Genomic DNA, 12,783 nt, shown 5'->3' on the forward strand with positions numbered 1-12,783 from the left:
CGCTGTATCTTCATTACAACGAACAATTTAAAAGAACAGATAGCCTAAGAAACATGATAAGAATAAGCAAAACAACAGCACAAAATTCAAAAATCGCTTATTTTACACGCCCTCTTTAGAAATATTATGACGTCCAAAATCAGGAGCATCAATTTCCTGTCCTGCCGCAATGATCTTACGGCGCACAGCACGCGTGCGCATAAAAAAATTAAACAGTGTTTCACCATCACCTATACGAATTGCCCGTTCTAAAAAAGAAAGTCCTTCACTAAAACGGCTCAACATTTCTAAAATAGCCTCTTTATTATGCAAACAAATATCCCGCCACATAACGGGATCAGAAGATGCCAAACGCGTAAAATCACGAAAACCAGAAGCAGAATAAGCAATCACTTCTGAATTGGTTACTTTTTCTAGATCACTCGCTGTCCCAACAGTATTATAAGCAATCAAATGCGGCAAATGCGAAACAATCGCTAAAACAAGATCATGATGCTTCGGCTCCATCTTTTCGACACGCGCCCCACACGCTTCCCAAAACGCTGTCAATCGTGCAACAGCCACCGCATCACTATCCGCAAAAGGCGTTAAAATACACCAGCGATTCATAAATAAATCAGCAAAACCAGCATCCGGACCTGAATATTCCGTTCCAGCAATAGGATGTCCCGGAATAAAATGAACCGTTTTTGGCAATAAAGGTGCCATTTCTGTAATAACCAATTCTTTTGTAGAACCAACATCACTCACAATCGCCCCTGACTTTAAATGATTATGAATGTTTTTTGCCACCTCTGCACTCGCTCCAACAGGAACAGAAATAATAACGAGATCAGCACCTTCAACAGCCTTTGCATTATCCGTTGTATAAAAATCTCCAAGTTCCAATTCACGCGCTCTTTCCAGTGTTTCTTGACGACGTGTTGCAATAGAAATCTGAGCTGAAAGATTTTTCTTTTTAATTACTCTTGCTAAAGAAGATCCAATCAGACCAATCCCAATGAGCGCTATTTTTTCAAATTGAATAGGGGGCATCTTTCACCTTTAAAGATTCTTTGCAAACAGCAACAAAGACAGTTGTAAAAACATAATTTTCTGTTTGTTCATCTTAATGAGTTATGCGCAAAATATTAAAAAACTACAACTAGAGAATAAAGAGAATAACGCAGTTTACCCATTATCACCTGCGCAAACTGACAACAGATCATTTGAACCAGAAAATGCAAAACATACGTGACGAAAAATGTAACACCAAACTTAAAATTCTCACTTCATTGCTTACGATCATACAACGCATTGATTCATAAAGATAATGCCATTATTTATTATATTGAAAGAGATCCCTTAAATATCGCAGAATTATTTCATTTTAAGTCTTCTTATGTTGAGTTTAATCAAAATCATGTCTTTTGCACCTTACAATAAGAAATTCTTCTCCATATGCCTTTTTACGACTATCTAAAAAGCAGTCTGAATTTTTTCATTGCGTAAGAAATCTGTTCTAAGTTCCAATATTTTAAAGCTTGTTCAACAATTTTTTTCCATTGAAAAAAATGGGAGGACGCGCTTGAGAAACCACTGTAAAAGGCGATTTTCCCTCAACCTCTATCTGATAAAACAAGAGCTGTAATTGCTGAAAATGCCCTAGTGCTATACTCAAAATAAAAAATTATCATATTTTTAAATATGTTAAGCGGCCATTTGGCGTCGTGCAATAATTGTGAGTCCTAACAAAGCTTGACGAATGATGGCTTCACCCAAAAGCGGATTTTTACGGCTTTCTAAAACAGCCCTCTGAATTTTTTCCATCGCGTAAGAAATTTGTTCTAAATTCCAATATTTTAAAGCTTGTTCAACAATTTTTTTCCGTTGAAAAAAAATAGGAGGACGCGCTTGAGAAACCACTGTAAAAGGCGATTTTCCTTCAACCTCCACCTGATAACGCAAGAGCTGTAATTGCTGAAAATGTCTTTGTGCTGTATTTAAAATAAAAAAAAGTGCCCCCTGCAATGCTGCATGTCGATTAAAATGCGCTTCAAAGCTTGATATATCACCCAATAAAAGAGCATCAATGACTTCATCTTGAGAAAAAGCACTGACATCACTTACAACCGCTTTTACATCTTCAAGAGTAATATGAACATTTGAAGCATAAAGACAAAGCTTTTCTAATTCACCTCGTGATACAAGACGATCAACTCCTAAACTTTCATGCAACCATCTCCGTGCATCCAAAGAAAGGGTCTTCTTAAACTGTCCTAAAACCTCATCAATCAAACCGTCAAGAGAGCGCATATCATCGGCAAAACAGGGCAAAGCCATTGCATTTGCCGCCGTCTCAACAGCATTGCGCAACCCTGTGCCTTTTTTCAAATCCCCTGCCTCAATGAGAATAAAACTTTTCTCTGGTGGTTTCTCAATTAAAAGCTTCAAGGCTGTAAGAAAACCTTTTTGGTTAGCAGCATTAGAGATCCATATTAAACGGTCTCCCCCAAAAAGCGATAAAGTCCGCGCTTCATTTTCCAAACGTGCAGGATCTTTATCAATTTCAGCAGCATCCAAACGAATTGTCGAAAATGGATCTTCTATTGCGACCTTTGTAAGTTTAGCAAAACGTTGGGCACGTTCACAAATAAGACCACGATCTGGACCATAAATGAGAACAATAGGAAAAGCACGTGAGAAACGCGTTAGAAATTGATCAACCTCATGTGCTTTTTTCTGAGCCAACCCATTAATCCATTAATAGTTCATCGTTATCAAGAACTTCCCCGCGAACTTTCTGAAACATGTGAATTAAATCATTAACATTCAAGCCCTTACGCTCTTCATGACAGACATCCAAAATCACTTTTCCACCATGCAACATCAGTGTGCGATCTCCATAATCAAGAGCCTGACGCATAGAATGGGTCACCATAATAGTCGTTAATTTTTTCTCTTCAACGATTTTTTCTGTCAACCGCATCACAAAATCAGCCATCCCAGGATCCAGTGCTGAGGTATGTTCATCCAGTAATAAAACATCTGCATGAGCTAACGTTGCCATCACAAGACAAACGGCTTGGCGTTGTCCACCAGATAAACTGTCCATAGGATTTTGAATATAAGCTTCAAGACCAATTCCTAATTGAGCAATTTTATCTCGAAAAAATTGCCTTTTTTCATGGTTTAAAGCTGAACGCAAACTACGACGATTTCCTCGAAGAGCAGCAAGAGCCAAATTTTCTTCAATTGTTAAAGAACCACAACTTCCCTTTAACGAATCTTGAAAAACACATGCCACCTTTCCAGCACGTTCACTGACTGATTGCCTAGAAACATTTTGTCCATTGATAACCACTTTTCCTGTCGAGGGAAGTGTTTCGCCTGCCAAAACACTGAGCAACGTTGATTTACCCGCACCATTTGAACCGATAACCGTAACAAAGCTACCCTGATCAATTTTGAGGTTAATATCAATTAAAGCCTGTTTTTCCAAAGGCGTTTGCGGTTTAAATGTGACCCCAACATGAAAAAGCTCAATCACGTTTACGCCTCCTCCAATAGCGTGGCACAATAAGAGTTAACACAACCAACAGTGACGTAATCAACTGAAGATCTGTCGAGGTATCAATACCAATTCCATTGGCTTCAAAAGCAAATTGCACCGCCACACGATAAAGCACAGACCCCACAATACAGCTGATTATAATCCAAAAAATATTGCGCGTACGAAAGAGCGTTTCGCCAATAATCACGGCGGCCAACCCAAAAACAATTGTACCAATTCCACCGGTAATATCCGTTGCAATTGCAGTTTGAATATAAAGAGAACCACCAAGTGCAACACAGGCATTGGAAAGCCCCATACCAAAATAAATCAATGCAGATGTATGAACCCCTTGCGCCGTCGCCATGCGTGGATTAGCGCCCATTGCACGCATAGCAAGACCTATTTCACTTTCTAAAAAACGCCAAATCAAAAACGCTACAACAAGCAATACAATCCCAACGAAAAGAGGACGCACAAAGATATCAGACAACCCAAACAAATTATAAAAGGGTGTTAAGGCTGTATCAGCAAGCGCCAAATTAACATTGGACCCTCCCATAATTCCCATAATACGAAGGTTAACCGTATAAAGTGCTGACATTGTTAAAATGGAAGCCAACAGATTCAAAATGCCAAAACGCAAATTCAACAGAGCTGTTACCAAACCTGCTACCATACCCGCACAAAAAGCACATGCCATAGCTGTCCATGCATTAAAACCTAAAAGAATCAAGACGCCACAGACACAGGACCCGAGAAGAAACGAGCCATCAACCGTTAAATCCGGAAAGTCCAAAACGCGAAATGAGAGATAAACCCCTATAGCTACAAACGCATAAATAAGACCTAATTCCACCGCGCCAGAAAAGGCAAATATATTCATGTAAAGAAAATCCCCATGAAAACGTAACGTACTTTATTGTATCAACACTCTCTCAACAAAAGTTATTGAATCACTTTTGTTGCGCGGTCAATAACGGCCTGCGGGATAATAATTCCTGCCTTTTTTGCTGCTTTCAGATCAATTCGAATGTCATTATTAGCGGCCTGCACAACATCAATATCACCAGGCTTTTCACCCTTTAGAATACGCACAACCAACTTCCCAGCATCAACTCCAACATCGTAGAAATTCACACCTTGCGTCATAAAAGGACCACGTCCTATCGTATTCGCATCAACAGTAAACACAGGCATATTGGCTTCTTGCGTGACCTTTATGGCTCCTTCTAAAACAGACAGAATCGTATTATCAGCGGGAATAAAAATAACATCGACCTTCCCGATTAAAGCGCGTGTTGCTGCCTGAACATCAGAAGGTTTTGGTGCCGATGAAGGAATGATTTCAATTCCAGCTTTTTTTGCCACATCCTTTAACGTCTTAAGGGTTGAAACAGAATTTGCTTCAGAGGCATTATAAAGATAACCAATTTTTTTTAAATCTGGTTTTACTTCTTGCAAAAGTTTAACACTTTCAGCAACATCGATACGATCAGAACTCCCCGTCATATTACCACCAGGTTTGGTCAGCGAAGAAACGATTTTAGCTCCAATAGGATCAGAAATCGCTGCAAAAACGATAGGAATTGTTTTTGTTGCTGCAAGCATTGTTTGTGCTGAAGGTGTGGTAATCGCTACAATAACATCGGGTTTATCACCAACAAATTTACGTGCAATTTGCGTTGCTGTTGAAATATTGCCCTGTGCCGATAAAAAAGTCAGTTGAAAATTTTCACCTTGCTTATAGCCATTTTCTGCAAGAACATCTTCCACCCCTTTACGAACAGCATCCGCCGCAGGATGGATCATAATTTGTGTTAAAGCAACTTTAACGTGCTTAACTTGATCATCGGCTTTTGCAACAGTATTCATCATAAAAACAGCTGCGATGACAATCCCTAATATATTTATTCTCTTCAACATTAACATTATACTCCACCCCTCTCCATGCAAAAATTAAAAAAGGAACAATTTATTACTGAAAAATCTTCTAAAATCAATCTTTATTTCATTTTATCGAAACATAGACAAAATAAATCAAACTGAGATGATATTTTTTTGTTGCAATTCATAAAAGGCTACGCCATACAAGCAAAGTATATATCGAATCGGTGAGCGGGTGTAGCTCAGGGGTAGAGCACAACCTTGCCAAGGTTGGGGTCGTGGGTTCGAATCCCATCGCCCGCTCCATTTGAGTTTTGATTATTGGATTTTAATTTATTTATTGTTCCGTAGCGCCATAATCGTAGGTTGCTAGCAGATTTTATTTATATATTTTAACACTCAGATTTTATATCGATTCCTTTTTTCAAATCATTTTTAAAGGCTTCTCTAAAAAAGTTTCATAGATCTTTCGAAGTTTTTTTAAGATTCGTAACTTCTTGTAAAGCATCTATCGGATTTTGCTTCTCGATCATCGAATAATCATTTTTAGCTCAGAAAAAATAGCCATTACTTATATGAAAGTGATTTAAGCAGCATTTCTTTAGGAAATCACTGTAATTTTCTAGGTCCCTCGTGTAAAATAAACTTGAGACAATTTCCATTGGTTTATGACGCTGTTTGGTAACAATACTTTGGCTTTTTCAGAAGTATTTTATCCAAAGGCATTTTTTCTAACAATATTTTTCACTGTCTCTTACCATCTCAAGGGTAATTTTTTTAATATTGGCAGCGGATTTTTTTTTGCAACCGTTTAGATTATAAAAGCTTATGCAAAAGAATTTAAGGTTGCTTTTGAGCTAAGGAATTTTTTACAACCCTCAACATTAAAAGATCAATGAGAAATGGCAAGAAAAACAAATGTTAAACAAAACAAAAATTAACTTATCATTAGAAAATAATTTTTGTTCAAAGGTCTGTTTTTTACCAAAATTATGTCCCCAAATGCAGGTTATTGATTTTTCAAATGGCGTATCTTCTGTTCATTCAACATTTTCTTCAGACACATTCAACATTATCTCTGCTAAAAATTTACAAGAAACGGTACCTGTAAGCCCAGCAAAGTCCATAATCGATTCTTTCAATGCACAGAAACTTCCTTTGGCTTGGTGGGTTGGACCTCATTCATCTCATTACAACGTTGATGAAGTTCTCTTATCTATTGGTTTAAAGCATGTTGAAACAGAGATAGGAATGGTGGCTTTAGCGCAAGATATAGATTCACATATTGCGTCTCAGCCAGATAACTTCAAAACCAAGGAAGTTGAATCACTTCAAGATTTTAGAAATTACGGAAATGTTATGGCATCCGTCTTCGAGCCTTTTGATAAAGAGGCGGTCATATTTTATGAAACGATAGGAGGCTGTTATAAAAAAGATCCTAATGTAGATCTGTTCATTAGTTATATCAATAACAATCCTGTAGCCATATGCTTTTGTATGAAAGCGGATGGCATTGGTGGCGTATATGATATTGTTACCCATCCAGATTTTCAGAAAAAAGGTATTGGGACATTCATGACAAAAATTACCATTCAGCATTTAAAAAGAAAGAATTGTCATGTTATTGGGATGCAAGCATCTCATGAGGGAATGAGCATTTATAAAAAATTGGATTTTATAAACTTTGGTGAATTTAAAGTTTATTCCAATAAACACATGGTTATTTAGCGACGGACTCTTTTTTCTCATCAATGAAGAGTATCTATTATTTTCAGCAGAACTCAAATATAACCCACCAATCAATACAACAGTGAATATGATAGGATCAACGATCTTTAATATCGTCTTGTAAAAAGTCTTTCCCTCTACCTTTTTTGCCATCAACTCTTGAGTTATAGGAGTCTCTCGCTTTCTTTTTTACATTTAAAATTGCTTTTTACAAGGCGATATATTAATCGTAAAAACATATATAAAAGCAACAAATTATAACTTTTTTCTCTCTCATTTTTCTTAAATACAAAACAACTGTTAAGCTATAATGTCTTAACAGTTATCCGTGATCAATCCCAAATGGCATATAATGACGAAACAAATTCATAGAGTGGAGATTTTTCACCTTCAATTGTTGTATCAATTTTTCCACAATGCATAAAAATGGTGAAGTGGACCTCGTCCTTTCCCAACTTGCAAAGCATTTGAGGCAGATAACGCTCCATGTAAATAATCTTTTGCTTGTTTAACAGCACAATCCAAAGGTTGTGTAGGTAATAAAGCTGCGATGGCAGCAGAAATGGTACACCCTGTCCCATGATCATGTGTGGTTGAAAGACGAGAAGCTTCAAGCATAACCAAATTTTCACGATCACAATAAAGATCTGGACTAGAACAATCGTAATTTTCTGTACTATTTTTGGTAAGCGTATTCAAATGTCCGCCTTTTAACAAAACGGCATGACATCCTAGCGCCAAAAGTCGTGGAGCATATTGATACATAGCCTCTAAAGACCATTGTACATCACATCCCAATAACAGTGCAGCTTCAGGCAAATTTGGCGTGATCAAAGTTGACATCGGCACAAGAACATCACGCATAATTTCAATGGCATCAGACTTTAAAAGAACATCACCACTTTTTGCCACCATAACCGGATCAAAAACAATGAAACGCGCTTTATGATAAGCAAGACGTTCTGCAATAGCCTGTGCAATTTGAGCATTTGCAACCATACCAATTTTAACGGCATCAACGTGGATATCCTCAAAAACAGAATCAATTTGATCAGCAACAAAAGAAGCCTCTAATGCCTGAAAAGCACGCACGCCCTGAGTATTTTGTGCAACAACAGCTGTAACCACACTCATACCATAAGTTTTCATAGCTGAAAAAACCTTCAAATCCGCCTGCATTCCAGCACCACCAGAAGGATCTGTTCCCGCAATAGATAAAATCCGTGGAATAAAAAGTTTATCTTTTTGTAATTCCATCAACCTCTTTCCTTCTGTTTTTAAATATCAGAAAATAAATGACCGAAAAAATAGATGCTTGAAAAAACATAAAGAAGATGTTTTCTCATGCGAATTATATTATATACGAAGTCTTCTTATAGATATAAAATGGAAAATATAGTGCTTATCCTTCGTTCTATTCTTTTTACATTCGCTTTTTATACCACAACTTTCATACAAATGATTCTTTACGCTCCCGTTTATTTTCTCATGCCCCGAAAAAAGGCATGGATTGTTCCTAAAACATGGGCGCGCGTTACACTCTTTTTGCAAAAATACATCGCAGGCACACGTTATGAAATTGAAGGATTAGAAAATCTTCCCCAAGGACCCTATATCATTGCTCCAAAGCATCAATCTGCATGGGAAACTTTTAGCCTTGTTCCCTATTTTGATGACCCCACTCTCATTTTAAAACGTGAATTGATGTGGATTCCTTTGTTTGGCTGGTATATGGCGAAAACACAAATTATCCCCATTAACCGCACAACGCCCATCAAAGCCTTAAAAACCGTTATACAAAAAGCAAAAGAGAAAGTAAAACAAGGACGCCAAATCCTCATTTTTCCTGAAGGGACACGCCGACAACCTGGTCAAGAACCAGATTATAAGTCAGGAATTGTCGCACTCTATAATGAATTAGAACTTCAAGTTGTCCCTATTGCGCACAATGCGGGTTTATATTGGCCACGAGGTAATTTCCGCCGCTATCCCGGAACAATTCGTGTTCGTATTCTTCCTCCAATAGAAGCTGGTTTAAGCAAACGTGATTTTCTAAATCAACTGATTCAAAAAACTGAAGAAGCATGTGATGAACTGCTTCTGTTAGCCGCTCAAGATCCTACCCCTCCTCCTATGCCACCATCTGCTGTTCAGAAGCTTCAAAAACTGAAGCATCATGAAACACAATCTTGATTGATAAAAAACATCACTTTGTGTGTTAAATGCAGCATATGAAACAAAAATATAAGGGAGATATTTCAAACTTTCTCACACAAAATTATAAAACACACATCATCAAAAATGATCAATGTATGAATTTTTTGAGAAAGCATTCTTCCTCTCCTTCAAATCGTTTAAATAACACACAGGGTATTGATTTATAAATATAATTTACCCTTATTCAACGTGGAATAGATTTGGAATGAGAAAGTCGTATGATACTCAAAAGCCTCATTCAATATGTAAAACAGTGAATGATCATCACAAATCAATGTTTATATAATAGAATAGCAGGCAAAATGTATGATTATACGAGCTTGTTCCTTCCAAAAAAAAACATCAATCCCCTCAAGAACCTGAAATCTTTTACAATCTTCATTATTTAAAAAGTATTTCTTGAGAGACTTAACTCATCAAATCAAATTTAAGGGGAAAATAAAAATGAATGTTGGTTTTTATCCATGAGACATAACTCAATACAATAATTAACCATCTGTTTTTTCTAATCCTAGACTTAAAAGCTTTGTATGCTACATTAAAACAATTCTAAATAATGAATAAGAAGGAACTGAATTTAAACTCATGCAACGTCTCTTCTATAATTTATTTTTTTCTTTCATTTTGAGTTTGTCGAGCACTTTTGCTTTAGCACAGCCTTTTATTTCTGTTGATGTTACAACGGGACACATCTTAAAACATAATCAAGCTTTTGAGCGTTGGTATCCAGCTTCCTTAACAAAATTAATGACCGCGTATGTTATTTTTCGTGCCATGAGCCGAGGGGAAATTTCACCCAATAAACCTATCACCATCAGCGAATCTGCTGCAAAAGCTCCCGCGTATCGTTCAGGCTATAAAGCTGGTTCTGTTCTCACACTTGATACAGCCTTAAGTATCACCATGGTTAAATCAACCAATGATTTGGCCATTGCCATGAGTGAGGCCGTTGCTGGTTCACAGAAAGCTTTTGTACGCAAAATGAATAGCGAAGCTAAACGTTTAGGCATGTTTGGCACTCATTTTGCAAACGCAAGTGGTTTACCAGATCCTCAAAACTATTCCACCGCACGTGATATTGCTCTTTTAGCTGTCCAAATACGTCGGGAATTTCCACAATATGCTCATTATTTTTCTATTCCAGCCATTGATTTTGGTAATAACCGAAAAATCCAGCATAACTCCAACAACCTCATTGGTCGTTTTTATGGAATAGACGGTATGAAAACAGGCTTTATTTGTGCCTCTGGTTTTAATCTTGTTGCCTCAGCCACCCGCAATAAACGTACAATTATTGCTGTCATTCTAGGGGCAAACAACATAAGTGAAAGGGAAGAAAAAGCGGCACAACTTCTTGAAATAGGTTTTTTGCATCAAGGAGTCCCCCAACTAACACTTACAACATTAAAACCTTATGGGAGCAACATAACGCAAGCCAACAATATGAGCCAACAAACATGCACGCCTGAAGCCATAAAAATGCATGCCAATTCATATGATGAACAAGGAAATATTATTCTCACCTCACCATTTATCACAGCTCCACCTTCTTTTTCTCATCCTTTAGTAGTCCATCTCATTCGTAGTCCACAGACGCCTAAAATAACAGTAAAACCACTAAAAAAACCCCTTAGTCCGTATAAAAGACGCGCAAACTATTCTATAAAAAAGCCGTAAGCTACAATTCATAATTTATGATTAATTATTTTGCCCCGTATGTCAGAACCACAAATACCGTATAACCGCCAATACCGTAAAATTCTCTTATTTCAAATCCATCGCTGTTGAATCAATTAAAATCCCTCTCTTTCACATCACAAAATGGATGAGCATAATAGATAAAATAATCAAAGTAAGGAATTAAAACTCTTCCTATAAGACCTTTCAAATTCCAAAAATTATTATAACACGAGCACTGAAAAAGTGCATGATTGCATCCGCATTTACCTTTATAAACTTAAAAGGAGTGATAAAATGGATTTCGTAGGCAATTATCCATCACATATCCCTCACACCTCATTATGAATGGGGTTGACGTCGCAAGATATGTTTCTTTAAAACAGAACCACGGTTGATGATTAAAATGAAAATGAAGCGCATTCCTCTCACGCTTATCACTGGTTTTTTAGGCTCTGGCAAAACAACTTTGCTCAACCGTATGTTACAAAACTCTCTCTTAACGGAATGTGCTGTTATCATTAATGAATTTGGCGAAATCAGTATTGACCATCTTCTTGTTGAAAAGGCGACAGAAGGAATTATTGAACTTGCCAATGGCTGTTTATGCTGCAATTTACGCAGTGATCTCATTGATACATTAGTGGATTTAATCAATCGCGTCGAGACAGGACAGATCAAACAACTCAATCACATTATTATTGAAACAACAGGGATAGCTGATCCTGCCCCTATTTTACAAGTACTGTTAAGCCACCCACTGTTTATTCAAACACTGTCCATAAATGCTGTTGTTGCAACATTTGATACATTAAGCACACTTTCCATATGCGAGCGCTATCCTGAAATATATAAACAATTAATCCTTGCTGATAAAATTATTCTCACCAAAACAGATCTCACAGCCCCACAATCCCTTTCAAATACGCTCCTTAACACACTCAAAAGAATGAATCCCACAGCACAAATCATTGATGTCCATTCTGAAGATTTCTGTTCAAATCTATTAATAAATCACACATTATGGAATGAAACAGGAGAAAATACACACCTTAAGCAAAATCTTACCACCGCTCCACACGATCATGCTCCCCATAAAACCATTCGTACCTTTTCATTAGATTGTGAAGATCTTGTTGATTATGCCACAATTGAAGCTTTTTTAGATCTCCTACAAGACCATTATGGTACAAAATTACTCCGTATTAAAGCAATAATCGCATTGCGTGATGATCCTTATCGCCCCCTTGTATTACATGGTGTACAAACATTTTTTCATCCCCCCATAAGACTGCCAGCATGGCCAAAAGGAATAAAACAAACACGTTTTGTCATTATTGCCGATGGTGTTGAAAAAGAAGCAATACAAAAACTTCTCAATGCTTTTTTTAATAAACCAGCCATAGATACTGCAGACAAAACAGCTCTCTTGGAAAACCCTCTCATCATTCCAGGAATAAAGTTTTAATTCTCCTTTACAACGTTAAATCCATTGAGCTATAGCCTCTTTGCGCTTTTAAAAACAAAACAGCTCCACCATAGATTTTGCCAGCCCCCAATGTTTTGTAGCTCTCGGCACATGAGACGATTCATGAGAGGCATTTTTATTGTACAATTTTATCCATGCAGCGCTTTGCGCTTGGAATGTGCAAGCGAATAATTTTGATTGATTTATCATAAACAGATTTTTAGATAAAAAATCTCATGATATTCAAGCTCTTATTAAAACAGAAAATTATAAA

The 12,783-nt window shown here is 37.1% G+C and carries 10 protein-coding genes and 1 tRNA gene; 5 read left to right on the forward strand and 6 right to left on the reverse strand.

Translation table 11 applies throughout. The annotated features are described in order from the left end of the window. Window positions 1-102 precede the first annotated feature (102 nt). The 5 genes from T429_RS0102660 to T429_RS0102680 form a co-directional block, all read right to left on the reverse strand. On the reverse strand, window positions 103-1,035 hold the full coding sequence (locus T429_RS0102660) for a prephenate/arogenate dehydrogenase family protein (RefSeq protein ID WP_005774272.1): 933 nt from the start codon (window positions 1,033-1,035) through the stop codon (window positions 103-105). A 654-nt stretch (window positions 1,036-1,689) separates the two neighbouring features. Continuing rightward, complete coding sequence (holA, locus tag T429_RS0102665) at window positions 1,690-2,730, reverse strand: DNA polymerase III subunit delta (protein WP_005774273.1); 1,041 nt, start codon at window positions 2,728-2,730, stop codon at window positions 1,690-1,692. Between the two features lie 4 nt (window positions 2,731-2,734). Continuing rightward, window positions 2,735-3,529 (reverse strand): ABC transporter ATP-binding protein, encoded by a 795-nt coding sequence (locus tag T429_RS0102670; RefSeq protein WP_005774274.1) that lies wholly within the window; start codon window positions 3,527-3,529, stop codon window positions 2,735-2,737. Continuing rightward, window positions 3,522-4,418 carry an ABC transporter permease gene (locus tag T429_RS0102675; protein WP_005774275.1) on the reverse strand — a complete coding sequence of 299 codons (897 nt, stop codon included), beginning with the start codon at window positions 4,416-4,418 and terminating at the stop codon, window positions 3,522-3,524. The genes T429_RS0102670 and T429_RS0102675 overlap by 8 nt, the downstream gene beginning before the upstream one ends. Before the next feature lie 62 nt (window positions 4,419-4,480). Next, window positions 4,481-5,458 carry an ABC transporter substrate-binding protein gene (locus T429_RS0102680; RefSeq protein WP_005774277.1) on the reverse strand — a complete coding sequence of 326 codons (978 nt, stop codon included), beginning with the start codon at window positions 5,456-5,458 and terminating at the stop codon, window positions 4,481-4,483. A gap of 192 nt (window positions 5,459-5,650) precedes the next feature. Between T429_RS0102680 and T429_RS0102685 the strand changes: the two genes are divergently transcribed. Continuing rightward, window positions 5,651-5,725: transfer RNA gene (locus T429_RS0102685), tRNA-Gly, on the forward strand. Between the two features lie 612 nt (window positions 5,726-6,337). Further along, the gene (locus T429_RS0102690; RefSeq protein ID WP_005774956.1) at window positions 6,338-7,147 is read left to right on the forward strand and encodes a GNAT family N-acetyltransferase; all 810 of its coding nucleotides are present in this window, start codon (window positions 6,338-6,340) and stop codon (window positions 7,145-7,147) included. Window positions 7,148-7,549: 402 nt separating this feature from the next. On the opposite strand, the gene thiD is transcribed toward T429_RS0102690, so the two are convergent. Continuing rightward, window positions 7,550-8,404: a bifunctional hydroxymethylpyrimidine kinase/phosphomethylpyrimidine kinase gene (thiD, locus tag T429_RS0102700; protein WP_005774279.1), complete on the reverse strand. Its 855-nt coding sequence runs from the start codon at window positions 8,402-8,404 to the stop codon at window positions 7,550-7,552. Between the two features lie 129 nt (window positions 8,405-8,533). On the opposite strand from thiD, the gene T429_RS0102705 reads away from it, so the two are divergent. The 3 genes from T429_RS0102705 to T429_RS0102720 all read left to right on the forward strand — a co-directional run bounded on the left by T429_RS0102705 (window position 8,534) and on the right by T429_RS0102720 (window position 12,509). Next, window positions 8,534-9,340, forward strand: a complete 807-nt coding sequence (locus tag T429_RS0102705; RefSeq protein WP_180376398.1) for a lysophospholipid acyltransferase family protein — start codon at window positions 8,534-8,536, stop codon at window positions 9,338-9,340. A 609-nt stretch (window positions 9,341-9,949) separates the two neighbouring features. Then, on the forward strand, window positions 9,950-11,041 hold the full coding sequence (locus tag T429_RS0102715; protein WP_005774281.1) for a D-alanyl-D-alanine carboxypeptidase family protein: 1,092 nt from the start codon (window positions 9,950-9,952) through the stop codon (window positions 11,039-11,041). 406 nt (window positions 11,042-11,447) lie between these two features. Beyond that, complete coding sequence (locus T429_RS0102720) at window positions 11,448-12,509, forward strand: CobW family GTP-binding protein (protein WP_026500853.1); 1,062 nt, start codon at window positions 11,448-11,450, stop codon at window positions 12,507-12,509. The last annotated feature ends 274 nt before the right edge of the window (window positions 12,510-12,783 follow it).

Source organism: Bartonella elizabethae F9251 = ATCC 49927 (assembly GCF_000518165.1).
In the GTDB taxonomy this organism is placed as follows: Bacteria; Pseudomonadota; Alphaproteobacteria; order Rhizobiales; family Rhizobiaceae; genus Bartonella; species Bartonella elizabethae.